We start from the raw sequence: 23,652 nt of genomic DNA, 5'->3' as shown, positions 1-23,652 counted from the left end.
TCGAGATTCTTCTTGTCGACACAACATGGCGCTGAGTGCCACGCCGCTCACTCCCGGTGCGTCGCGCGCGCCGGCGCGGCGCGGCGGCTCACTCCAGGTGAGTCAGATCCGCCTCCGTGTCGATGTCGTACGGCTCCGCGACATCCCCGCACTCGACCAGCGTGATGCCCTCCCCGTGCGTCTTGAGGTAGGCGCGCGCGCCCCGGTCGCCCAGCGCGGTCTCCCGGATCCCGGCCCAGTGCTCCGCGCCGAACAGGACGGGATGGCCCCGCTCCCCGTCGTACGAGGCCGCTGCGAGCGTCGCGGGCGAGCGGTAGGCGGCAAGGACGCGGGCGACGGCCGCCGGGCCGATGCCCGGCTGGTCGACGAGGGACACCAGCGCCGCCCGCGCGTCCGTGCGGGCGACCGACGAGAGTCCGGCGCGCAGCGACGAGCCCATGCCCTCCTCCCAGGCCGGGTTCTCGACCAGCACGCACCCGTCGAGCCGGGCCCGCTCCCGGACCGTCCCGCTCCGTGCCCCCAGGACCACGTGCACCCGGGTGCAGCCCCCCTCGCGCAGGACCCGCACGGCGTGCTCCACCAGCGGCCGCCCGTGGTGCTCGAGCAGCGCCTTCGGCCTCCCGCCGAGACGCCGCCCGCCGCCCGCGGCCAGCAGCAGCCCCACGACCTCGCGCCGGGCCCTGTCCAACTGTTCGGATTCGGTCATGCTCCCTGCATACCTCAGCGGCGTGCACCCATGGCAACGCTGCATTCCGTGCCACGTCGATGAGTTGAATTTCGGTCCGTGGAGTGGCGCCCACCGGTTCGGGTGGCGTTTACTGGCCCGCGATCCCCGGCGTCCGGGCACTGCACCCGGGGGGCACCTCCCGGGCCCTCGCGGCTCGGGGGAGGGCGGGTACGGCGGAGTACGCGGAGCGGCGCACGAGGATGTGCGCGGGGGGAGTGCTGTGTTGCGGAGCGTGGGGCAGAAGCCAGTGATCGGCAGCGACGAGGACCCTCGAGTGACGGAGCTGCGGGGCGCAGTCTCCCGGTTACGCCGTGAACTCGCCGCCCATCCGGCGGAGTTCCCCGACCGGGGGATCGCGGAGGACGAGCTGGCGGCACTCGACGCGATGGCCGGGAGCGGGGTGCCGGAGATCCCCCGGCTGCGCCGGTCCCTCCTGCTCATCGCCGGGGCCATCGGCTCGGTCAGCGCGCTGGCGTCCCGGCTGGCCGACGTCCGCGACGCGGTGGACCTCTTCGGCGAACCCCCACGACGGTGACCCCGGGCTCTTCGTCCGCGGCGCCGGGAAGCGCCCGTCACCCTTCCGGTGCCCCGGCACCGCGGCCTCCCCGGCTCGCCGGCCACCTCCCGTCGCCCGCCCGGTCACCCGGCACCGTGGAGACGCTCCCCGCCGCCCTGCACGGCACCCGGCACCCGTGGGCTGCGCCCACCTCCGCTCCGGCGGAACGACTGCCCACAGCGGTAGCGGCTCGCGTGCCCCCGATCCGTGGTGAAGCGGTCCGCGCCCCCGCGGGCAACCCGGGTCAGCCTTCGCGGCGGATCAGCCCCCGTGCCGTCGCCGCGGCCACCGCCGCCGTGCGGGAGTCGACGCCCAGCTTGGCGTAGATATGGACCAGGTGGGACTTGACCGTGGCCTGGCTGAGGAAGAGCGCCTTGCTGATCCGCTGGTTGGACAGGCCGTCGCGGACCAGCCGCAGCACTTCCAGCTCACGCCGGCTGAGGGCCGCGCCGGGCGCCCGCATACGGTCCATAAGCCGGTTGGCCACGGCAGGGGCCAGCGCGGACTGACCCGCCGCCGCGGTCCGTACCGCCGCCGCCAGTTCCTCGGGCGGCGCGTCCTTGAGGAGATAGCCCGCCGCCCCCGCCTCCACCGCCGCGAGGATGTCGGCATCGGAGTCGTACGTGGTCAGCACCAGCACCCGCGGAGCGCCGGCCCGCCCGGTGATCGCGGCAGTCGCCTCCGCCCCGTGCATCCCGGCACCGAACTGGAGGTCCATGAGGACGACGTCGGCATCGCCCGCCGCGGCCAGTTCCACGGCGTGCTCCGCCGTCGCCGCCTCCGCGACGATCTCGAAGTCCGTCTCGGCCGCGAGGACGGCCCGCAGCCCGGCACGGACGACGGGATGGTCGTCCGCGAGCAGCAGTCTGATGGTCACGCCCGGCCCTCCTCGACGAGGGCGGGGGCCGATGTCCGAGGGGGGACGAGGCCGGGGACGAGGCCGGGGACGGGTGCCCGGCCGAGGGCGGCGGACGCCGCCCCGGGGTCCGTGGCCGCCCCGGACGGCAACGGCAGCGTGACCGCGACCGCGGTGCCCTGTCCGGGCGCCGACTCCACGGTGAACGTGCCGCCCAGCGACCGGGCCCGCGACCGCATCGCGGGCAGCCCGAACCCGCCGTCGCCCCGCTCCGCCCGTACCGCGCCGGGGTCGAAGCCGGCCCCGTCGTCGACGACGTCGAGGGCCACCGCCGTGTCCATGAAGCTCAGGGTGATCTCGGCCCGCCGCGCCCGGGCGTGCCGCACCGTGTTGCCCAGCGCGGACTGCGCGGTCCGCAGCAGCGCCACCTCGTACGGCGTGGGCAGCTCGACGGGCGTGCCGCTCACCGAGAACTGCACCTTCGGCGCCCCGGCCGCCCCGGCCGCCCCGGGCAGCGCGGCGCACAGCCGTTCCAGGGCGGCCGCCAGCGAGCCGTGCTCCAGGTCCGGCGGGGCGAGGGCACGCACGAACCGCCGGGCCTCGGCGAGGTTGTCCTGCGCCGTCGCGCGCGCCTGCTCGATGTGCGGCGCCGCGGGCGAACCGGGCCCGAGCGCCCGTTCGGCGGCGCGCAGCAGCAACTGGATGCTGGACAGGCCCTGGGCGAGCGTGTCGTGGATCTCGCGCGCCAGCCGCTCCCGCTCGGCGAGCGTCCCGGCGGCGCGCTCCGCGGCGGCGAGCTCCGCGCGGGTGGCGATCAGCTCCTCGATGAGCTGCCGGCGCCGCTCGTTCTCGCGGTACAGCGCCTGGTAGCCGAGGACCGTGGCGACCGCGACGGCCGCGCCCAGCAGCGGTCCGATGAAGGCGCCGGGCGTGACCGGTTCCCCGTGGCGCACGAAGGAGGCGATCGCGGTGGCCGCCGTCAGCAGCACCACCGGTACGCCCCAGCGGGCGCGCAGCAGATGCAGCTGGAGGAAGTACAGCGGGAACGCCAGCCACAGGGCGTCCGGGGTGAGTGCGAGCAGCACCAGCCAGGCCGAGCACAGCGCACCGAGCCACAGCGCGGCGGCGGGGCGCGAGCGGCGCACCGCGGGCAGCAGCGCGGCCGCGCCGTACACGCCGGCCATCGCGGCCGCGGCCGTGACCACCGCCCAGGCGCCGGAGCCGTTCGGGCGGTCCGCGACGGCGCGGACCGCGGCGAGGGCCAGCAGTCCCGCCATCAGCAGATGCAGGCAGACGCGCAGGACGCGCAGGGCGGGGGAGAGTGAACGTGGATCCATACCGTCCTCAAGGGTAGGCAGCGGACCCGCGTGCGCGGTCAACCGAAAGGTGGATTCCGCCCTCGCTCCTTCGATCCCGGCGAAGCGTGCCGCGGCGCGATGCCGGACGAGGGGTCCCGCCGCCAGGGTGGAGGCATGTTCGTCGCATGGAGAGACCTACGGTTCGCCAAGGGCCGGTTCGCCCTGATGGGGGCCGTCGTCGTTCTGATCACCCTGCTCGTCGGTCTGCTGTCCGGGCTGACCGCCGGGCTCGCCAAGGAGAACACCTCGGCGATCGGCGGGCTGCCCGCCGACCACCTCGCGTTCGCCGCGCCGCCCGACGGCCGGTCGGTGTCCTTCACCGACTCGGCGCTCCCCGCACGCGCCTGGCACACCTGGGCCGCCCGGCCCGGCGTCACCTCGGCCGACCCCCTCGGCATCCGCACCCTCAACGCGTCCGCGGGCGACCGCACCGCCGCGGTGTCCGCGTTCGGCGCCGAGCCGGACGCCGAGGTCGCGCCCCCGGGGATCGCGCCGGGCCGGGCCGTGCTCTCGCGGAAGGCCGCGGCCGGTCTGGGCGCCCGGCCCGGCGGCCGGGTGCGTGTCGGCGGCGTCGACCTGCGCGTCGCGGCCGTCGCGGGCGACGCCTCGTACAGCCATACGCCCGTGATCTGGACGTCGTTCGACGACTGGCGGCGCCTGTCGCGCACGTCCGGCGCACAGGCCACCGTGGTCGTGCTCCGCACCCGGGGCGCCGACTTCGCGGCCGGAGACAGGGCGGCCCGCACACGGTCCCTCACCGTGGACGACGCGCTCGGCGCCATCGGCTCCTACCCGGCCGAGAACGGCTCGCTCCAGCTGATGCGCGGCTTCCTCTTCGCCATCTCGGCGCTGGTCATCGGAGCGTTCTTCACGGTGTGGACCATCCAGCGCAGCGGCGACATCGCCGTGCTGAAGGCACTGGGCGCACCGACCTCGTATCTGCTGAGGGACGCGCTGGGGCAGGCGGTGCTCCTGCTCGCCGCCGGATGCGCGCTCGGCACGGCGCTGGCCGCCGGGAGCGGCGCCCTGATCGGCGGCCACGTGCCGTTCGTGCTGGACGCGCCGACCGTCCTCGCCCCGGCCGCCGTGATGATCGTCCTCGGCGTGCTCGGCGCCGCCCTGTCCGTCCGGCGCATCACCGCCGTCGACCCACTGACCGCCCTGGGGAGCGCCCGATGACCTCTGCGAACCTCGTCCTGGACGACATCACCCTCACCTACCCCGACGGCGACGGCAGGCTGACCGCGCTGGACCGGGTCGCCCTGGAGGTGCCCGCGGGCACCCTGACCGCCGTGGTGGGGCCGTCCGGGTCCGGCAAGTCCAGTCTGCTCGCGGTCGCCGCGACGCTCGTCACGCCGGACTCCGGCAGGGTCGTCGTGGACGGCAGGGAGACGGGGTCACTGACCCCCGCGGAGCGGGCGCGGCTGAGGCTGCGCGGAATCGGCATCGTCTTCCAGCAGCCGAACCTGCTGCCCGCGCTGACCGCGCTGGAACAGCTCCAGGTCATGGCCCGGCTCGACGGGCGGGACCCCCGTGCGGCGAGGGAGCGGGCCGGTGAACTCCTCGCGGCGGTCGGGCTCGCGGGCCAGGCGCACCGGCGCCCGCACCAGCTGTCCGGCGGTCAGCGCCAGCGCGTCAACATCGCCCGTGCCCTGATGAACGCGCCGTCGGTGCTCCTCGTCGACGAACCCACCAGCGCGCTCGACCACGAGCGCGGCACGGCCGTCCTCACGCTGCTGTCGACGCTGACCCGGGAGCGCGGCACCGCGACGGTCCTGGTGACCCACGACCGCACAAGTCTGTCCGCGGCGGACCAGGTGGTGGAGATGTCGGACGGCCGCCTGACGAGACCCGTGCCGGCCTGACGCATTCCGCGCCCGCGACCCCGCAGGGCCGTCGGGCCACCGGGCCCGAGCCCGTCTCAGGCGGCCGGGCCCGAACTGGTCAGGGCCTCGGAAAGGTCCGCTGCCACCTGCTGGAGCACCGGCACGATCTTGTCGGTGGCGGCCTCCGTGACCCGGCCCGCGGGGCCGGAGATGGAGATCGCCGCCGGAGTGGGGGAGTCGGGGACGGTGACCGCGATGCAGCGGACCCCGATCTCCTGCTCGTTGTCGTCGACCGCGTAGCCGACGCGGCGTACCTCTTCGAGTGCGTCGAGGAAGCCGTCCGGGGTGGTGATGGTCTTCTCCGTGGCGGCCGGCATACCGGTGCGGGCGAGCAGCGCGCGTACGTCATCCGCGGGGGTGTACGCGAGCAGCGCCTTGCCGACGCCCGTCGAGTGGGGCAGCACCCGCCGCCCGACCTCGGTGAACATCCGCATCGAGTGCTTCGAGGGCACCTGGGCCACGTAGACGATCTCGTCGCCGTCGAGCAGCGCCATGTTCGCCGTCTCGCCGGTCTCCTCGACCAGCCGCGCGAGGTAGGGGCGCGCCCAGGTGCCCAGCAGGCGCGACGCGGACTCGCCGAGGCGGATCAGCCGGGGACCCAGCGAGTAGCGGCGGTTGGGCTGCTGGCGCACGTATCCGCAGGCGACCAGCGTGCGCATCAGACGGTGGATGGTGGGCAGCGGCAGCCCGCTGCTCGCGGACAGCTCGCTCAGGCCGACCTCGCCCCCGGCGTCGGCCATCCGCTCGAGCAGATCGAAGGCGCGCTCGAGGGACTGGACACCACCGCTCGATGCGGTCGTTTTGGAGGCGTCGGTGGTGCTGGCGCTCGACGTCGGCACGGCGCGTTCCTTTCGGGGCGGACGGTCGGGCAGTTCAAGGCCGACCGGCAAGGCAGCAGCCTACCCGGCGGTTCATCGGAGGGTCCCCCGTACGTCGTGCCGTCCTTCCCGGTCAGGGCGCGTTTGTCCGGTGTTCGCGGGCGCTGTCGAGGGGCGCGCGACAGTCTCCCTGTGCGGATCTACCTTCTGTTTCGTGGAATTCTAATTCCACTTTGTGGAATCGTCCAGACGGATGGAGGAGGTGTCGGGTCACAGGGGTCCCACTCTTGACGGGGTGGGGCTGGAGGTGAAGACTCCTTCAACAGAACGTTGAATTTCCGTGGTGCGGAAGGTTCCGCCCGGCGGAGCGAGGGTTCCGGCCCGCGCGGGAGCGTGGGGAACCGAGCGAGAGGGGTCCGGGTGTCCGACGTCGAACTGGTGCTGCGCTCGACGCGCGTCATCACCCCCGAAGGCACGCGGCCCGCCTCGGTGGCCGTCGCCGGAGGGACGATCACGGCGGTGCTGGCGCACGACGCCGAGGTACCCGCCGGTGCCCGGCTCGAGGACGTCGGCGACGACGTGCTGCTGCCCGGGCTCGTCGACACCCACGTCCATGTGAACGACCCCGGCCGCACCGAGTGGGAGGGCTTCTGGACGGCCACCCGCGCGGCGGCAGCCGGTGGCATCACGACCCTGATCGACATGCCGCTCAACTCGCTGCCCCCGACCACCACCGTCGACAACCTCCGCACCAAGCAGGAGGTCGCCCGCGCCAAGGCGCACATCGACGTCGGCTTCTGGGGCGGCGCGCTGCCCGACAACGTGAAGGACCTGCGCCCGCTGCACGACGCCGGGGTCTTCGGCTTCAAGTGCTTCCTCTCGCCGTCCGGCGTCGACGAGTTCCCCGAACTGGACCAGGAGCAGCTCGCCCGGTCCCTCGCCGAGATCGCCGGGTTCGGCGGACTGATGATCGTGCACGCCGAGGACCCCCACCACCTCGCCGCCGCTCCGCACCGGGGCGGCCCGAAGTACGCCGACTTCCTCGCCTCGCGCCCGCGCGACGCCGAGAACACCGCGATCGAGAACCTCGTCGCCCAGGCCGCGCGGCTGAACGCGCGCGTACACGTGCTGCACCTGTCCTCCTCCGACGCGCTGCCGCTGATCGCCGCCGCCAAGCGCGACGGCGTACGGCTGACCGTCGAGTCCTGCCCGCACTTCCTCACGCTCACCGCCGAGGAGATCCCCGACGGGGCCACCGAGTTCAAGTGCTGCCCGCCCATCCGCGAGCACGCCAACCAGGACGCGCTGTGGGAGGGCCTCGCCGACGGGACGATCGACTGCATCGTCTCCGACCACTCGCCCTCCACCACCGACCTCAAGACCGGCGACTTCGCCACCGCCTGGGGTGGCATCTCCTCGCTCCAGCTGGGGCTCCCGGCGATCTGGACCGAGGCGCGGCGGCGCGGCCACACCCTGGAGGACGTCGTCCGCTGGATGTCGGCCGGGCCCGCCGAACTGGCCGGACTCTCCCTCAAGGGCGCCATCGAGGCCGGCCGGGACGCCGACTTCGCGGTCCTCGCGCCCGACGAGACCTTCACCGTCGACCCCGCCGGACTGCAGCACCGCAACCGCGTCACCGCGTACGCGGGGCGCACCCTGCACGGCGTCGTCAGGTCCACCTGGCTGCGCGGCGAACCCATCGTGGCCGACGGCGAGTTCACCGAGCCCCGGGGACGGCTCCTGGCCCGGCTCGGGTGACCCTGCCCGGCTGATCAGAATCCGCGCGCCCCGGGCCCGCTCCCCGGCCCGCGCACCCCCAGGCCCTCGCACCCTTCTGGAAAGGAAGACCCGATCAACGTGACGGCGATACCCAGTTTCACCGGCGACGCGAGCCCGTACGGCGGAGGCGACCCGTACGCCGACTACCGCACCGCCGACTTCCCGTTCGCGCAGTACGCGAACCTCGCCGACCGCAGGCTCGGCGCCGGTGTCATCGCCGCCAACGACGAGTTCTTCGCCCAGCGCGAGAACCTTCTCGTGCCCGGGCGCGCCGAGTTCGACCCCGAGCACTTCGGCCACAAGGGCAAGGTCATGGACGGCTGGGAGACCCGCCGCCGGCGCGGCGCGTCGGCGGAGCACCCCTGGCCCACCGAGGACGACCACGACTGGGCCCTCGTCCGCCTGGGCGCCCCCGGCGTGATCCGCGGCATCGTCGTCGACACCGCCCACTTCCGCGGCAACTACCCGCAGGCCGTGTCCGTCGAGGCCGCCTCCGTACCGGGCTCACCGTCGCCCGAGGAACTGCTCGCCGGCGACGTGAAGTGGACGACCCTCGTCGAGCGCACTCCGGTCGGCGGTCACGCGGCCAACGGCTTCGCCGTCGACGTGGAGCAGCGCTTCACGCACCTGCGGCTCAACCAGCACCCCGACGGGGGCATCGCCCGCCTCCGGGTGTACGGCGAGGTCGTCCCGGACCCGCAGTGGCTCGCCGCCCTCGGCACCTTCGACGCCGTCGCCCTGGAGAACGGCGGCCGGGCCGAGGACGCCTCCAACCTCTTCTACTCGCCCGCCACCAACACCATCCAGCCGGGCCGCTCCCACAAGATGGACGACGGTTGGGAGACCCGCCGCCGCCGCGACACCGGCAACGACTGGATCCGCTACCGGCTCGCGTCGCAGTCGGAGATCCGTGCCGTCGAGATCGACACCGCGTATCTGAAGGGCAACTCCGCGGGCTGGGCCTCCGTCTCCGTCAAGGACGGCGAGAGCGGCGAGTGGACCGAGGTGCTGCCGCGCACGCGTCTGCAGCCCGACACGAACCACCGGTTCGTGCTGGACGCCCCGGCCGTGGGCACCCACGCGCGGATCGACATCTTCCCGGACGGCGGCATCTCCCGGCTGCGCCTGTTCGGTTCGCTCACCGAGCAGGGCGCGGCACGGCTCGCGGCCCGTCACCAGGAGCTGGGCGGCTGACACCCCCTGGCGGGCGCGCCGGCCCGACAGCACCGGCGCGCCCCGCGCCCCCTGCGCGGGCCCGCGGCGAAGGGGGCGCGGCCCTACGCTCCGTAGCCGCCGTCCACGGTGAACTCCGCGCCCGTGACGTACGCGGCCTCGTCACTCGCCAGATACGCCACCAGCGAGGCCACCTCGTCCGCGGTGCCGTAGCGGCCGAGCGCCGTCATCGCGCTCTGCGCCGCCGCGGACGGCCCGTCGGCCGGGTTCATGTCGGTGTCGGTCGGGCCGGGGTGCACGATGTTCGCGGTGATGCCCCGCTCGCCGAGTTCCCGGGCGAGCGCCTTGGTCAGACCGGTCAGGGCCGACTTGCTCAGTGTGTAGAGGGTGGTGCCGGGGCCGGGGGAGCGCCGGGTCAGACAGCTGCCGAGGGTGATGATGCGTCCGCCGCGCTCCATGCGCGCGGCCGCGGCCTGCGACGCGAGGAAGACGCCCCGGACGTTCACCGCGAGGACGCGGTCGACGTCGTCGAGCGACAGCTCGTCCACCGGGGCGAGGGCGGCGACCCCCGCGTTGCCGACCAGGACGTCCAGCCGTCCGCCGAGCGCTTCCGCCGCGCGGTCCACGGCTTCCGCGGCCTCCGCGGCGTCCGCCGAGTCCGCCCTCAGGGCGACACCGCGACGACCGGCGGCCTCCACCCTGCGCACGACCTCGTCGGCCGCCTCCTTGCCGTGCACATAGGTCACGGCCACGTCGGCGCCCTCCCGGGCGAGCCGCACCGCGGTCGCGGCGCCGATCCCGCGGCTGCCTCCCGTCACCACGGCCGCCTTGCCGTCCATGGAACCTCCTGAAGTCATCGGTGAGTGGGACCCCAGGAAATCGCCGGAAGGATCCCGGTGCTGGCGGGATACGGACGCCGCGTCCGGGGCCGCGGGGGAAGCCGCAAGGGCCCTCTCGGAACCCCGGCGCGGGTGCCGTACGTTGATGCAGCGCACCATCGCCTCCGTACCGTCAGGGAGTCCGGCCGTGACCCTTCAGCAAGAGATCGTCGGCAATGCCATGCAGATGGCCGTCGTCAGCCTTCAGCCCGGGCAGACCGTGTACTGCGAGGCGGGGAAGTTCCTCTTCAAGACGACGAACGTCACCATGGAGACCCGGCTCTCCGGCCCCGGCGCCGGAGCGAACGGCGGCGGCCGGCAGGACCAGGGCAGCGGCGGCATGGGCGGACTGCTGCGGCAGGCCATGGGCACCGCCATGCAGGTCGGCCAGCGCGCACTCGCCGGTGAGTCGCTGGCCTTCCAGTACTTCACGTCGACGGGCGGCGAGGGCACCGTCGGATTCGCGGGTGTGCTGCCCGGTGAGATGCGCGCCCTGGAACTCGACGGCACCCGTGCGTGGTTCGCGGAGAAGGACGCCTTCGTGGCCGCCGAGTCCACGGTCGACTTCGGCATCGCCTTCCAGGGCGGACGCACCGGCATGAGCGGCGGTGAGGGCTTCATCCTGGAGAAGTTCACCGGCCGGGGCACGGTCATCATCTGCGGTGCCGGCAATTTCATCGACCTCAACCCGGCGGACTTCGGCGGCCGTATCGAGGTCGACACCGGCTGTGTCGTCGCCTTCGAGGAGGGCATCGAGTACGGAGTGCAGCGGATAGGAGGTCTCAACCGCCAGGGCCTGATGAACATGGTGTTCGGCGGCGAGGGCCTGTCCCTGGCCACGCTGGAGGGCAACGGCCGGGTCATCCTGCAGTCCCTCACCATCGAGGGCCTGGCGAACGCCCTGAAGAAGGCGCAGGGCGGCGACAAGCAGGGCCCGACGGGCGGCCTGTTCTCCACGAACGTGGGGTAGCCGCCGGGAGCCCGGGGCTGCAACGGCCGCTCGGGTCGCCGCGCCGGTCGGTGCGCCGTGCCGGCGCCTCGCCGGCCGGACCGCCGGACTGCCGCACCGCTGTGCCGTTGCGCACCGCCGCACCGTGCCGATCGAGGCGGTCGCGCCACCACGTGAACATCCGGTTCGCCTCGTGAACGTCCGGAAAACTTCCGGGAGTTGTCGTTGACACGTCAACGTCTACGCGCGTCATGATGGGCCTTATGCGAATCCCCCCACGAATTCTCGCAGCCACTGCCCTTGCCGCCACCGTTCTCGTCGGTGGCCCCGTCGCCGCGTCCGCGTACGCGACCCCGTCCAACTCCACGACGCACGTGGCCGGTTCGTACCGCGTCGCGGACGTCGGTCACGTCTGCTCCTCCACGCTGCCCTCCGAGGCGCACGACACGCTCGACCTGATCGAGAAGGGCGGCCCCTACCCCTATCCGAAGGACGGCACCGTCTTCACCAACCGTGAGGGCGTGCTGCCCAAGCAGTCCAGCGACGACTACTACCACGAGTACACCGTGGTCACCCCGGGCTCCCCCGACCGCGGCGCACGCCGCATCGTCACCGGTGAGGGCAACCAGGAGGACTACTACACCTCCGACCACTACTCGACGTTCTCGCTGGTGGACTTCGGCTGTTGACGGTGTAGCGCGGGGAGCGCCGGCTCCCCGCGCACCCCGGTCGTGCGAGGGCCGGCTCCCCCACACCATCGGGTGGGGGAGCCGGCCCCGCTTTCTTCCGTGCGTACGGGTCAGTTCCCCGCGGGCTTCACGGGGTGAACGTCCCTTTCCGTGCGCTTCATCCGGTCCGTCGCCACGAGCAGCGCGATGCCGAGCATGGTGAACACGACGCTCGCGTAGAGCTCGTAGCCGTCGAAGACCGGAAGCCGCACCAACAGCCCGTGGACATGGCTCCAGCCGGTCCACTCGTGCACGAGTCCCATGATTCCGCTGCTCCCCACGACGAATCCGACGAACTCCATCAGCTTCCGCATGCGGCCGCGGCTCGACAGCTTCTGCATGCGGGTCATCCTCGCCCCGTGGCCCTTCCCCTGACATCGGCCGCGGGGCGACGCCATGGCCGGCTCCGGTCGTACCCACGGCGTGCCGCGGACCATCGAAAGGAGGACCCCCGCCATCTTTGGTCGGCGGATCGCGCCCGACCGGGCGCCGACGGCGCGGCGTTGCGTAGATTTCTCGGCATGGCAGGTCATGAGGCGGCACCGCCGGCACCGCGCTTTCCCCGGCACCGGTGGCTGCTTCCGTCGGCGGTCGTGAAGGAGCTGGACCCCGACCGCACACGGGAGGGGCCGGCGAGGACCCGTCGCACCGTCCGGGACTGGGCCGTCGACGTCATGTGCTTTCTGGCGGCCGTCCTGTTGTGGCTGACGTCCGTGAGCCCCGATTCCGGCACCCGGGACGTTCCCGTGGACCTCGAGGTCCTGAACGCCGTGCTCGGAGCTCTGGCCTGCGCCGCCGTCTGGCTGCGGCGCAGGTGGCCGGTGGCTCTGGCCGTCGCGATGCTCCCCGTCGGAGTGCTGGCCGAATCCGCGGGCGGAGCGGAGGTGGTCGCCCTCTTCACGGTCGCCGTGCACCTGCCCTTCCGTCATGTCGCCTGGATCGGCGGCGCCTCGATCGCGGCGGGCGCCGTGTCGCTCCTGCTCTGGCCCGAGCCGGATCTGTCCTATGTCGCATCGGTCGTGTTCAGCGCCGTGCTCACCGTCGCCGTCGTCGGCTGGGGCATGTTCGTGCGCTCCCGGAGACAGCTTCTGATGAGCCTGCGCGACCGGGCCCGGCGTGCCGAGACCGAGGCCGCCCTGCGCGTCGAACAGGCGCAACGGCTGGCCCGTGAGGCGATCGCCCGCGAGATGCACGACGTCCTCGCGCACCGGCTGAGCCTGCTCAGCGTGCACGCGGGCGCCCTCGAATTCCGGCCGGACGCGCCCCGCGACGAGATCGCCCGGGCGGCCGGGGTGATCCGGGAGAGCTCCCACGAGGCGCTCCAGGACCTGCGGGAGATCATCGGAGTGCTGCGCGCCGGGGACGGTGACGCGGCCGGGCGCCCGCAGCCCACCCTCGCCGCGCTCGAAGCGCTCGTCGCCGAGTCCCGGGAGGCCGGTGCGCGGGTCGACCTCGACAACCGGGTCGCCGAACCTGCGGCCGTGCCCGCTTCCATCGGCCGCACCGCCTACCGCATTGCCCAGGAGGCCCTCACCAACGCCCGGAAGCACGCCCCGGGCGCCCATGTCGGCGTCCATGTCTCCGGTGCGCCCGGCGACGGTCTCACCGTCTCCGTCCGCAACCCCGCGCCGCCGGGCGAGGTCCCGGACGTCCCCGGCTCGGGCCAGGGGCTCATCGGCCTCACCGAGCGGGCCACGCTCGCCGGCGGCACGCTCGCGCACGGGCCCGAGGGCGACGGGGGGTTCGCGGTGCGGGCATGGCTCCCGTGGCCGGCGTGACGGACGCGCCGTGACGGACGCGCCGCGACGGACGCGCCGCGACGGACGCGCCGCGACCGCCGCCCCCGCGGTGCGATCGGCCCGGTTGGCCGAAACGCCATGACCGCGGCCCGCACCTGACACCGCCCGACCCTGGCTACCGTGACCCCATGAATCCGATCCGGCTGCTCCTCGTCGACGACGATCCCCTGGTCCGCGCGGGCCTGTCCCTCATGCTGGGCGGCGCGGACGACATCGAGATCGTCGGCGAGGCGGCCGACGGCTCCGAGGTCGCCGCGCTCGTCGACCGGCACCGGCCCGACGTCGTCCTCATGGACATCCGCATGCCCACCATGGACGGCCTCACCGCCACAGAAGCCCTGCGGCGTGGCGAGAACCCGCCCGAAGTCATCGTCCTCACCACCTTCCACGCCGACGAGCACGTCCTGCGGGCGCTGCGGGCGGGTGCCGCCGGATTCGTCCTGAAGGACACCGCGCCCGCGGAGATCGTCGAGGCGGTACGCCGCGTGGCCACCGGATCCCCGGTGCTGTCACCCACGGTGACCCGCCAGCTCATCACCCAGGTCGCCGGCCCCGAACCGCGCCACGACCGCCGTGAGCGCGCCCGCGCCCGCCTCGAAGCGCTCGCGGACCGGGAACGCGAGGTCGCCGTCGCGGTCGGCCGCGGCGCCTCCAACGCAGACATCGCGGCCGAGCTGTACATGAGCGTGGCCACGGTCAAGACCCACGTCTCCCGCATCCTCGCCAAACTCGGCCTCAACAACCGTGTGCAGATAGCCCTGTTGACCTATGACGCCGGAGTGCTCGACGACGAGACCTGACCACGCGTTCCGGGAACCGGACGGCATGTCCCGGGAGTTACCTCTCCGGACCATGGGTCGGAGCAGTCCGTTCGCAGTGGACCGGTACCGACGCACCACGCACGGAGACAGGGGGCAGAAGATGGCGGACCTCGTCGATCTCGGAGAGTTCGGACCGGCGTTCAACGACGACCCGCACGAGGTGTACGCCCGGCTGCGCGCCATCGGCCCGGTGCACCGGGTCCGGATGCCGCCACCCTCCGACTTCCACGAGGGATGGCTCGTCGTCGGGTACGAGGAGGCGCGCGCCGCCCTCGCCGACCCGAGGCTGTCCAAGGACATCACCAGGAGCGGTGAGCTCTCCCCCGACGAGCAGCGGATCGGCCGCCATCTGCTGCTCGCGGACGCCCCGGACCACACCCGGCTCCGCAAACTCGTCGCCCGCGAGTTCACCGGCCGGCGCGTCGAGTCGCTGCTGCCGCTGATCGGCCGCATCACGGACGACCTCCTCGACGCCATGCTGCCGCGTGGCCGGGCCGACCTCGTCGAGTCGTTCGCGTTCCCGCTGCCGCTCACCGTCATCTGCGAACTGCTCGGCGTGCCCGCCATGGACCGCGAGGCCTTCCGCGCCATGTCCAACGACGTGGTGGCGCCCCCCAGCGCGGAGGCCTCCGACGCCGCCTTCGCCGGCCTGGCCGACTATCTGGACGAGCTCATCGAGGACAAACGGTGCAGCGGCCCGGCCGACGACCTGCTGAGCGCGCTGGTGCGCACCACCGACGAGGACGGCGACCGGCTCTCCCCGGCAGAGCTGCGCGCCATGGCCTTCCTGCTGCTCATCGCGGGCCATGAGACCACGGTCAACCTGATCGCGACCGGAGTGCATCTGCTGCTCACCCACCCCGGCCAACTCTCCGCGCTGCGCTCCGACATGGGCCTCCTGGACGGCGCGATCGAGGAGTTCCTGCGCTACGAGGGGCCCGTGGAGAACGCGACCTACCGCTTCGCCGCGGAGCCCCTCGACATCGCGGGCACCCCGGTCGCCGCCGGGGAGTCGGTGATCATCGGGCTGGCCGCGGGCGACCGCGACCCCCTGCGCTTCCCCGACCCCGACACCTTCGACATCCGCCGCGCACCGCAGGGGCACCTCGCGTTCGGGCACGGCATCCACTACTGCCTGGGCGCGCCGCTCGCCCGGGCCGAGGGCCGGGTCGCGCTGCGGTCGCTGCTGGAGCGGTGCCCCGATCTGGCGGCGGACGGCCCGGCCGGTCCCTGGCTGCCGGGCATGCTCATCCGGGGCGTACGCCGCCTGCCGGTGCGCTGGTAGCGGCGCCGCCCGGCCCGGCGGCGCGCCCCCACCGAACCGTCCACGCCATGCCCCCGAGGAGCCCGGCACCATGACCGCACCGTTCGATCTCGACCTGGCCCGCCAGGTGCTGGACAGCCAGCCGTTCAGCAGACTGCTGAAGGCACGGATCACCGCGTTCGGCGGGCGCGCGGCAACCCTGGAGGTCGACATCCGGGAGGAACTCCGGCAGCAGAACGGCTTTCTGCACGGTGGAGTCATCTCCTACGCCGCCGACAACGCCCTGACCTTCGCCGGCGGGGCCGCGCTCGGCCCCGCCGTGCTCACGGGAGGCTTCTCCATCCAGTACCTCCGGCCGGCCACCGGCCGGACCCTCCTCGCCCGCGCCGAGGTCGTGCACGCCGGGCGCCGGCAGGCGGTCGTCCGCTGCGACCTGTGCACCGTGGACGCCGAGGGCTCAGAGACCCTGTGCGCCGTGGCGCAGGGCACCGTCCTGGTGGCCGCCCGGGAGGCGCCCTGACCCCGGTGCGGCCCCGACCCCCGACCCGCAGAAGCCAGGAAAGGACGAACGTGACCCACGAGGCGATCGTCGATCTCGCCGCGCTCGGCGATGAGTTCACCCGCGACCCCTACCCCGTCTACGCCGGGCTGCGGGCCCGGGGCCCCGTGCACCGGGTCCGGATGCCCGAGGGTCCCGACGCCTGGCTCGTCGTCGGATACGAACAGGGGCGCGCCGCGCTCGCCGACCCACGGCTGTCCAAGGAGTGGCGCCGTGCGTCGCCGGACCTCGGCGTCCAGCCGGTCACGCCGGGCGTCTCCATGCTGAGCAGCGACACGCCCGTGCACACCCGGCTGCGCAAACTCGTGGCGCGGGAGTTCACCGTGCGCCGGGTCGAAGGGCTCGCCCCGCGCGTCCAGCGGATGACGGACGAACTGCTGGACGCGATGCTCGCCGCCGAGGACCGCCGCGCGGACCTGGTCGAGGCACTGTCGTTCCCGCTGCCGATGTCCGTCATCTGCGATCTCCTCGGCGTGCCCTTCCTCGACCGCGAGCGCTTCCGCGCCTGGTCGAACGTCGCGGTCTCGGCGACCGACGAGGCGGCCCGGACGGCCGCCGCGAAGGAGATGGGCGCCTACCTCCCGCGCCTGCTCGACGAGAAGCGCGCACATCCCGGCGACGACCTGATGAGCGCCCTCATCCACACCGCCGACGAGGACGGCGACCGGCTCACCGGCGACGAACTCCTCGGCATGTCCTGGCTGCTGCTGGTCGCCGGGCACGAGACCACGGTCAACCTCATCTCGAACGGTGTGCTGGCCCTGCTCACCCATCCCGAGCAGATGGCCGCACTGCGCGCGGACTTCGACGGCCTGATCGACAAGGCGGTCGAGGAGATGCTGCGCTACGACGGTCCGGTGGAGACGCCCACGTACCGCTTCACCACCGAGCCGCTGGACATCGGCGGCACCACCATCCCCGGCGGCGGTGAGCTGGTGCTGATCGCGATGGCCGACGCCGACCGCGACCCGGCGCGGTTCGACGAGCCGGCCCGGTTCGACATCCGGCGGGACGCCCGCGGCCATGTCGCGTTCGGCCACGGCATCCACCACTGCCTGGGCGCCCCGCTGGCCCGTCTGGAGGCCCGCATCGCCATCCGCTCCCTGCTGGACCGCTTCCCCGGCCTGTCCCTCGACATCTCCCCGGCGGCGATCACCTGGCGCACGGGCATGCTGATCCGCGGCCCGGAGCGGCTGCCGGTCCGCTGGTAGCGGCGACGCCCGGTGCCGGGTCCGGGGAACCTAAGGGCCGCCCGCGCCGACGGGCGGCCCTGGGGGCCTGAGGCGGGCTGCGTCCCACCGCGTGGCCCACCCGGGCCCGGCCGGGGCCCGCCCGATCCCCGGGCGCCCGGTACCGGCGCACCGGGCCGAGGTCAGGCCCCCGGTGCCCCGGGGATCTCCTCCAGCCGGACGGGCCTGCGCTCCCTGCGCGACAGCTCGCACGCCTCGGCGATCCGCAGCGCATGGAGCGCCTCGCGACCGTCGCACGGGTTGTCCCGCTCGCCCCCCAGCACGTCGACGAACGCCCGCAGTTCCGCCTCGTACGCGGGTGCGAACCGCTCCAGGAAGCCGGTCCACGGCTTGTCGGCGGCCGGTGGCCCGCCGGGCTCCGTCGAGGCGATCGGCGTGCGGTCGTCCAGCCCCACCACGACCTGGTCCAGTTCACCGGCGAGTTCCATGCGGACGTCGTACCCGGCGCCGTTGCACCGGGTCGCCGTCGCCGTGGCGAGTGTGCCGTCGTCGAGGGTCAGCACGACAGCGGCGGTGTCGACGTCACCCGCCTCCCGGAACATCGCGGGCCCCGCGTCGGACCCGGTCGCGTACACCTCGCTCACCTCACGCCCCGTCACCCAGCGCAGGATGTCGAAGTCGTGCACCAGGCAGTCCCTGTAGAGCCCACCGGACAGCGGCAGATACGCGGCCGGCGGCGGCGCCGGGTCCGAGGTGATCGCCCGGACGGTGTGCAGCCTGCCGAGACTGCCGGAGCGCACCGCATCGCGCGCTGCCGAGTAGCCGGCGTCGAAGCGCCGCTGGAAGCCGAGCTGCAGGATCGTGCCGGCGGCGTCCACTTCCCGCAGCGCGGCCAGGGTGCCCGACAGGTCCAGGGCGATGGGCTTCTCGCAGAAGACCGGCAGCCCCGCGCGTGCGGCGCGGCCGATCAGCTCGGCGTGCGCCGAGGTCGCGGCCGTGATGATGACGGCGTCGACGCCCCAGGTGAAGATCTCGTCCACGGTGGGCGCCGCAGTCGCCCCGATCCGGTCCGCCAGGGCGGCCGCCCGCGCGGGGTCGGCGTCGGTCACGACGAGGGAGCCGACCTCGCGGTGGCGGTTCAAGACTGCCGCATGAAAGGTGCCGATGCGGCCCGTTCCGATGAGTCCGATGCGCATGGGTACAACCTGGCGTCGGCCCCGCGCCCTGTCAATGGTTTGTCCGGACAATCGAACTTCACAACTTCCCGTCATCATTTCCTGCGACTACGCTCGCCCCGTGCCCAAACCAGAAGTCGATCCGACCGTGACGCTCCAGCTCGGCGTGGACCGCAGCAGCCCCGTGCCGCTGTACTTCCAGCTGGCCCAGCAGCTGGAGGCGGCGATCGAGCACGGGACGCTCACCCCCGGCAGCCTCCTCGGCAACGAGATCGAGCTGGCCGGCCGCCTCGGCCTGTCCCGCCCGACCGTCCGCCAGGCCATCCAGTCGCTCGTCGACAAGGGCCTGCTGGTGCGGCGCCGCGGCGTGGGTACCCAGGTGGTGCACAGCCAGGTCAAGCGCCCGCTGGAGCTCAGCAGCCTCTACGACGACCTGGAGGCGGCGGGGCAGCGTCCGGCCACCCGTGTCCTGAGCAATGTGCTGGTGCCCGCGTCCGCCGAGGTGGCCGCCGCGCTCGGGGTCACCGAAGGCGGTGAGGTGCACCGTGTGGAGCGGCTGCGGCTGGCCCACGGCGAGCCCATGGCGTACCTCTGCAACCATCTGCCGACCGGGCTGCTGGACCTGGACACCGCGCAGCTGGAGGCCACCGGCCTCTACCGGCTGATGCGGGGCGCCGGCATCACCCTGCACAGCGCCCGCCAGTCCGTCGGGGCGCGGGCCGCGACGGCCGAGGAGGGCGAGCGGCTCGGCGAGCCGGAGGGGGCGCCGCTGCTCACGATGCAGCGCACCACCTTCGACGACACCGGCCGGGCCGTCGAGTTCGGCTCGCACACGTACCGGGCCTCGCGCTACTCCTTCGAGTTCCAGCTGCTCGTACGTCCGTGAAGGCGCCGGGCGGGTTTGTGCGGCAGTAAGAATGTTCTGACAAACCCATTGACGTTGCCGTGCGCACAGGGCTAGAACTCCCTCCAGCCGCAACCGGGCGGCCGGAGAAGAGGTGGTCCCACGATGCGTAGAGCCCGCACGGCAGCAGCAGTGATCGCCGCGATGGCGCTTGCCGCCGGATGCAGCAGCTCCGGCGGCAAGGCGTCGGAGGACGGGTCCGGCGGCGGTTCCGGTGGCGGCAAGGCCGCGAACACGCCGCGGCTGAAGATCGCCATGGTGACCCACTCGGGCGAGGGCGACACCTTCTGGGACATCGTCCAGAGCGGCGCCAAGCAGGCGGCGGCCAAGGACAACGTCCAGTTCCTCTACTCCAACGACAAGGAGGCGAACGGCCAGGCGCAGCTGGTCCAGTCCGCGATCGACAAGAAGGTCGATGGGCTGATCGTCACGCTGGCCAAGCCCGAGGCGATGAAGGACGTCCTCGCCAAGGCCGAGGCGGCCGGCATACCGGTCGTCACGATCAACTCGGGGGCGGAGTTCTCCAGGAAGTTCGGGGCGCTCACGCACATCGGCCAGGACGAGTCCGTGGCCGGTGAGGCGGTCGGCGACGAGCTGAACAAGCGGGGTCTGAAGAAGGCCCTCTGTGTGATCCACGAACAGGGCAACGTCTCCCTGGAGCAGCGCTGCGCAGGCGTCAAGAAGACCTTCAAGGGCTCCGTCGAGAACCTCAACGTCGAGGGCACCAACGCACCCGCCGCCCAGTCGTCCGTCGAGGCCAAGCTCCAGGCGTCGAAGGGCATCGACGCCGTCGTCGCCCTCGGCGCCCCCATCGCCGCTCTCGCCGTCAAGGCGAAGGACGACGCCGGCAGCAAGGCGGAGATCGACACCTTCGACCTGAACGCCGAGGTCGTCAAGCGCCTCAAGGCCAAGGAGGTCGGCTTCGCCGTGGACCAGCAGCCCTACCTCCAGGGCTATCTCGCCGTGGACGAGCTGTGGCTGTACAAGACCAACGCGAACGTCATCGGCGGCGGCAGGCCCGTGCTGACCGGCCCCCAGATCATCACCGGGAAGGACGTCCCCGCCCTCGAGAAGTACACGGCACGCGGCACCCGATGACCATGTGCGCGATCCCGGTGTGCCCGGCACGCGTCCGGGGGGCGGCCGCCCGGCCCCCGGACGGAGGCCGCCCGGGGCCCCGTGGACCTGCCCGGCAGGGGCGATCAAGGGTCGGCGATACTTGGGCGTACCGAGGAGTAGTGGAGCAAGAAGGGCGCGGCGTCGTGGCAAGGGTTCGGACAGGGGTACGTGCGGTGGGGGCCGTTCTGGTGGCGGTGCTCGGCGCATCGTCCCTCGCGGGGTGCAGCAGCACCGGTGGCAAACGTGCCGAGGACGCCCGGAGGGCAGCCACCGCCCAGGGGAAGGCCGCGGTGAACACTCCACGCTGGACCTTCGCGATGGTGACGCACTCCGGTGAGGGCGACACCTTCTGGGACATCGTCCAGAACGGCGCCAAGCAGGCCGCCGTCAAGGACAACATCAACTTCCTGTACTCGCACGACGACCAGGCCCAGCAGCAGGCCCAGCTCGTCGACGCGGCCGTCGACAAGAAGGTCGACGGGATCATCGTGACGCTCGCCAAGCCCGATGCGATGAAGGCCGCAGTTGCCCGCGCCGAGAAGGCCGGCATCCCCGTGATCACCGTGAACTCGGGCTCCGGGGAGTCCAAGAAGTTCGGCGCCCTCACCCACATCGGGCAGGACGAGACGATCGCGGGCCAGGCCGTCGGCAACGAGCTCAACAAGCGCGGCCGCAAGAACGCCCTGTGCGTCCTGCACGAGCAGGGCAACGTCGGCCACGAGCAGCGCTGCGACGGCGCCGCGAGCACCTTCAAGGGCCGGATGCAGAAGCTGTACGTCGACGGCACCAACATGCCCGACGTGCGCGCCTCCATCGGCGCCAAGCTGCAGGCCGACCACTCCATCGACGCGGTCGTCACGCTGGGCGCACCCTTCGCGGACACCGCCGTCCAGGCCAGGCAGGACGCCGGCAGCAAGGCCGAGATCGACACCTTCGACCTCAACGCCAAGGTCGCGGCGGAGCTGAAGAACGCCACGCTCGGCTTCGCCGTCGACCAGCAGCCCTACCTCCAGGGTTACGAGGCCGTGGACCTGCTGTGGCTCTACAAGTACAACGCCGACGTCCTCGGCGGGGGCAAGCCCGTCCTGACCGGCCCGCAGATCATCACCAAGGACCAGGCCGCCGCCCTGGAGGACTACACGAAGCGGGGGACCCGATGACCGCCACCGCTCCGGCGCCCGCGCCGGACACCCAGCCCGACGAACGCCTTCTGAAGACCTCGCCGCTGCGCAAGCTCCTCGGCCGCCCCGAGCTGGGCTCGGTCGTCGGCGCGATCGCCGTCTTCATCTTCTTCGCGATCTTCGCCGACAGCTTTCTCCAGCCCGCGAGCCTCAGCACCGTCCTGTACGGGGCCTCGGTGATCGGCATCATGGCGGTGCCGGTCGCACTGCTGATGATCGGCGGCGAGTTCGACCTCTCCGCGGGCGTCATGGTGACGACCTCCGCGCTGGTCTCGTCGATGTTCAGCTACCAGATGACCGCCAACGTCTGGGTCGGCGTCGGCGTGTCGCTGCTGGTGACCCTCGCGATCGGTGTCTTCAACGGCGTGATGCTGGTCCGCACCGACCCGCCGAGCTTCATCATCACGCTCGGTACCTTCCTGATGCTGACCGGTATGAACCTCGGCTTCACCAAGCTGATCAGCGGCACGGTCTCCACCAAGTCGATCTCCGACATGGAGGGCTTCTCCTCCGCCAAGGACGTCTTCGCCTCGACGCTCACCATCGGCGGCGTCGACTTCAAGATCACCATCCTGTGGTGGCTCGTCCTGGTCGCCGTCGCCACCTGGATCCTGCTGCGCACCCGCGTCGGCAACTGGATCTTCGCCGTCGGCGGCGGCTCGGACGCCGCCCGCGCGGTCGGCGTCCCGGTGAACAAGACCAAGATCGGCCTGTACATGGGCGTCGCCCTGGGCGCCTGGATCTCCGGGCAGCATCTGCTCTTCTCCTTCGACGTCGTGCAGTCCGGAGAAGGCGTCGGCAATGAACTGATCTACATCATCGCGGCCGTCATCGGCGGCTGCCTGATCACCGGCGGCTACGGCTCCGCCGTCGGCGCGGCGGTCGGTGCGCTGATCTTCGGCATGACGAGCAAGGGCATCGTCTTCGCCGAGTGGAACCCCGACTGGTTCAAGTTCTTCCTCGGAGCGATGCTGCTCCTCGCGACCCTGCTGAACGCCTGGGTCCGCAAGCGCGCGGAGGCCATCAAATGACGACAGCCCCGAAGGCGGCCGAGCGGACGGCCCTCGTCCGGCTCGACTCCGTCAGCAAGTACTACGGCAACATCCGCGCCCTCGAAGGCGTCTCGCTGGAGGTGCACGCCGGAGAGATCTCCTGCGTCCTCGGCGACAACGGCGCCGGCAAGTCCACCCTCATCAAGATCGTCGCCGGACTGCACCGGCACGACGCGGGCAGCTTCCGCATCGAGGGCGAGGAGGCGAAGCTGTCCTCCCCCCGCGAGGCACTGGACCGCGGGATCGCCACCGTCTACCAGGACCTCGCCGTCGTCCCGCTGATGCCGGTCTGGCGGAACTTCTTCCTCGGCTCCGAGCCGACGAAGGGGACGGGTCCCTTCAAGCGCATGGACGTCGACCTCATGCGCCGCACCACCCGGTCGGAGCTGCTGCGCATGGGCATCGACCTGCGTGACGTCGACCAGCCCATCGGCACCCTCTCGGGCGGCGAGCGGCAGTGCGTCGCGATCGCCCGAGCCGTCTACTTCGGCGCCAAGGTCCTCGTCCTCGACGAACCGACCGCCGCCCTCGGCGTCAAGCAGTCCGGCGTCGTCCTCAAGTACGTCGCCGCCGCCAGGGACGCCGGGCTGGGCGTGGTCCTGATCACGCACAACCCCCACCACGCGTATCTGGTCGGCGACCGCTTCGTCCTGCTCAAGCGCGGCACGATGTCCGGCAGCTACGCCAAGGACGACGTGACGCTAGACGAGCTGACCCGGCAGATGGCGGGCGGCAGCGAGCTGGAGGCCCTGCGGCACGAGCTGGAGCGGGCCCCCGTGCCGACCCACCTGGGCGGGCACCCCACCAAGGTCACGAAGGGTGAGGCCACCGACGCGTGAGGCAGCGCGACCCGGCTCCTTATGCGCCCGCGAGGCCGCGT

General features: G+C 72.6%; 24 protein-coding genes. 17 read left to right on the top strand and 7 right to left on the bottom strand.

Annotated features, from left to right (window positions below):
• Positions 1–88: 88 nt before the first annotated feature.
• On the bottom strand, positions 89–706 hold the full coding sequence (locus tag ACWCP6_RS14530; protein WP_450932745.1) for a nucleotidyltransferase family protein: 618 nt from the start codon (positions 704–706) through the stop codon (positions 89–91).
• Positions 707–947: 241 nt separating this feature from the next.
• Here ACWCP6_RS14530 and ACWCP6_RS14525 point away from each other — a divergent pair, with 241 nt between their 5' ends.
• Positions 948–1,262 carry a DUF5955 family protein gene (locus ACWCP6_RS14525; protein WP_450932744.1) on the top strand — a complete coding sequence of 105 codons (315 nt, stop codon included), beginning with the start codon at positions 948–950 and terminating at the stop codon, positions 1,260–1,262.
• 265 nt (positions 1,263–1,527) lie between these two features.
• Here the strand turns inward: ACWCP6_RS14525 and ACWCP6_RS14520 are convergent, their stop codons facing one another.
• Both ACWCP6_RS14520 and ACWCP6_RS14515 read right to left on the bottom strand, forming a co-directional pair.
• A complete protein-coding gene (locus ACWCP6_RS14520) occupies positions 1,528–2,160 on the bottom strand; it encodes a response regulator (protein ID WP_450932743.1) in 633 nt (210 codons plus the stop codon).
• Positions 2,157–3,476, bottom strand: coding sequence for a sensor histidine kinase (locus ACWCP6_RS14515; protein ID WP_450932742.1), 1,320 nt, complete (start codon positions 3,474–3,476; stop codon positions 2,157–2,159). Before ACWCP6_RS14515 ends, ACWCP6_RS14520 begins: the two co-directional genes overlap by 4 nt.
• A gap of 135 nt (positions 3,477–3,611) precedes the next feature.
• On the opposite strand from ACWCP6_RS14515, the gene ACWCP6_RS14510 reads away from it, so the two are divergent.
• Entirely contained in the window at positions 3,612–4,676 is a 1,065-nt protein-coding gene (locus ACWCP6_RS14510) for an ABC transporter permease (protein WP_450932741.1), read from the top strand.
• Complete coding sequence (locus ACWCP6_RS14505) at positions 4,673–5,362, top strand: ABC transporter ATP-binding protein (RefSeq protein ID WP_450932740.1); 690 nt, start codon at positions 4,673–4,675, stop codon at positions 5,360–5,362. Before ACWCP6_RS14510 ends, ACWCP6_RS14505 begins: the two co-directional genes overlap by 4 nt.
• Positions 5,363–5,418: 56 nt before the next feature.
• Here ACWCP6_RS14505 and ACWCP6_RS14500 read toward each other — a convergent pair whose 3' ends face one another.
• The gene (locus ACWCP6_RS14500; protein WP_450932739.1) at positions 5,419–6,222 is read right to left on the bottom strand and encodes an IclR family transcriptional regulator; all 804 of its coding nucleotides are present in this window, start codon (positions 6,220–6,222) and stop codon (positions 5,419–5,421) included.
• A 399-nt stretch (positions 6,223–6,621) separates the two neighbouring features.
• On the opposite strand from ACWCP6_RS14500, the gene allB reads away from it, so the two are divergent.
• Positions 6,622–7,959 carry an allantoinase AllB gene (gene allB / locus ACWCP6_RS14495; protein WP_450932738.1) on the top strand — a complete coding sequence of 446 codons (1,338 nt, stop codon included), beginning with the start codon at positions 6,622–6,624 and terminating at the stop codon, positions 7,957–7,959.
• 99 nt (positions 7,960–8,058) lie between these two features.
• A complete protein-coding gene (alc, locus tag ACWCP6_RS14490; protein WP_450932737.1) occupies positions 8,059–9,174 on the top strand; it encodes an allantoicase in 1,116 nt (371 codons plus the stop codon).
• An 83-nt stretch (positions 9,175–9,257) separates the two neighbouring features.
• On the opposite strand, the gene ACWCP6_RS14485 is transcribed toward alc, so the two are convergent.
• Complete coding sequence (locus tag ACWCP6_RS14485) at positions 9,258–9,992, bottom strand: SDR family oxidoreductase (RefSeq protein WP_450932736.1); 735 nt, start codon at positions 9,990–9,992, stop codon at positions 9,258–9,260.
• 187 nt (positions 9,993–10,179) lie between these two features.
• Between ACWCP6_RS14485 and ACWCP6_RS14480 the strand changes: the two genes are divergently transcribed.
• Together ACWCP6_RS14480 and ACWCP6_RS14475 are read left to right on the top strand one after the other, a co-directional pair.
• Positions 10,180–11,001 carry an AIM24 family protein gene (locus ACWCP6_RS14480; protein ID WP_450932735.1) on the top strand — a complete coding sequence of 274 codons (822 nt, stop codon included), beginning with the start codon at positions 10,180–10,182 and terminating at the stop codon, positions 10,999–11,001.
• Between the two features lie 242 nt (positions 11,002–11,243).
• Positions 11,244–11,669 (top strand): ribonuclease domain-containing protein, encoded by a 426-nt coding sequence (locus tag ACWCP6_RS14475; protein WP_450932734.1) that lies wholly within the window; start codon positions 11,244–11,246, stop codon positions 11,667–11,669.
• A 110-nt stretch (positions 11,670–11,779) separates the two neighbouring features.
• Here the strand turns inward: ACWCP6_RS14475 and ACWCP6_RS14470 are convergent, their stop codons facing one another.
• A complete protein-coding gene (locus ACWCP6_RS14470; RefSeq protein ID WP_450932733.1) occupies positions 11,780–12,049 on the bottom strand; it encodes a hypothetical protein in 270 nt (89 codons plus the stop codon).
• Positions 12,050–12,229: 180 nt separating this feature from the next.
• On the opposite strand from ACWCP6_RS14470, the gene ACWCP6_RS14465 reads away from it, so the two are divergent.
• The 5 genes from ACWCP6_RS14465 to ACWCP6_RS14445 all read left to right on the top strand — a co-directional run bounded on the left by ACWCP6_RS14465 (position 12,230) and on the right by ACWCP6_RS14445 (position 17,362).
• Complete coding sequence (locus tag ACWCP6_RS14465; RefSeq protein ID WP_450932732.1) at positions 12,230–13,486, top strand: sensor histidine kinase; 1,257 nt, start codon at positions 12,230–12,232, stop codon at positions 13,484–13,486.
• Between the two features lie 149 nt (positions 13,487–13,635).
• Positions 13,636–14,307: a response regulator transcription factor gene (locus ACWCP6_RS14460; RefSeq protein WP_450932731.1), complete on the top strand. Its 672-nt coding sequence runs from the start codon at positions 13,636–13,638 to the stop codon at positions 14,305–14,307.
• A gap of 121 nt (positions 14,308–14,428) precedes the next feature.
• Complete coding sequence (locus tag ACWCP6_RS14455; RefSeq protein WP_450932730.1) at positions 14,429–15,613, top strand: cytochrome P450 family protein; 1,185 nt, start codon at positions 14,429–14,431, stop codon at positions 15,611–15,613.
• A gap of 70 nt (positions 15,614–15,683) precedes the next feature.
• Positions 15,684–16,112, top strand: a complete 429-nt coding sequence (locus ACWCP6_RS14450) for a PaaI family thioesterase (protein WP_450932729.1) — start codon at positions 15,684–15,686, stop codon at positions 16,110–16,112.
• A 50-nt stretch (positions 16,113–16,162) separates the two neighbouring features.
• Complete coding sequence (locus ACWCP6_RS14445) at positions 16,163–17,362, top strand: cytochrome P450 family protein (RefSeq protein ID WP_450932728.1); 1,200 nt, start codon at positions 16,163–16,165, stop codon at positions 17,360–17,362.
• A gap of 161 nt (positions 17,363–17,523) precedes the next feature.
• Here the strand turns inward: ACWCP6_RS14445 and ACWCP6_RS14440 are convergent, their stop codons facing one another.
• Entirely contained in the window at positions 17,524–18,537 is a 1,014-nt protein-coding gene (locus ACWCP6_RS14440; RefSeq protein ID WP_450932727.1) for a Gfo/Idh/MocA family protein, read from the bottom strand.
• 127 nt (positions 18,538–18,664) lie between these two features.
• Between ACWCP6_RS14440 and ACWCP6_RS14435 the strand changes: the two genes are divergently transcribed.
• From ACWCP6_RS14435 to ACWCP6_RS14415, 5 genes are all read left to right on the top strand, one after another.
• Positions 18,665–19,402 (top strand): GntR family transcriptional regulator, encoded by a 738-nt coding sequence (locus tag ACWCP6_RS14435; RefSeq protein WP_450932825.1) that lies wholly within the window; start codon positions 18,665–18,667, stop codon positions 19,400–19,402.
• A gap of 123 nt (positions 19,403–19,525) precedes the next feature.
• On the top strand, positions 19,526–20,518 hold the full coding sequence (locus ACWCP6_RS14430) for a sugar ABC transporter substrate-binding protein (RefSeq protein WP_450932726.1): 993 nt from the start codon (positions 19,526–19,528) through the stop codon (positions 20,516–20,518).
• Between the two features lie 164 nt (positions 20,519–20,682).
• Positions 20,683–21,699 (top strand): sugar ABC transporter substrate-binding protein, encoded by a 1,017-nt coding sequence (locus tag ACWCP6_RS14425; RefSeq protein ID WP_450932725.1) that lies wholly within the window; start codon positions 20,683–20,685, stop codon positions 21,697–21,699.
• Positions 21,696–22,751: an ABC transporter permease gene (locus ACWCP6_RS14420; protein WP_450932724.1), complete on the top strand. Its 1,056-nt coding sequence runs from the start codon at positions 21,696–21,698 to the stop codon at positions 22,749–22,751. The genes ACWCP6_RS14425 and ACWCP6_RS14420 overlap by 4 nt, the downstream gene beginning before the upstream one ends.
• Positions 22,748–23,611 carry an ATP-binding cassette domain-containing protein gene (locus tag ACWCP6_RS14415; RefSeq protein ID WP_450932723.1) on the top strand — a complete coding sequence of 288 codons (864 nt, stop codon included), beginning with the start codon at positions 22,748–22,750 and terminating at the stop codon, positions 23,609–23,611. Before ACWCP6_RS14420 ends, ACWCP6_RS14415 begins: the two co-directional genes overlap by 4 nt.
• Positions 23,612–23,652 lie beyond the last annotated feature (41 nt).

Source organism: Streptomyces sp. NPDC002004 (assembly GCF_053593975.1).
This window is presented reverse-complemented; position numbering and strand designations above follow the sequence as displayed.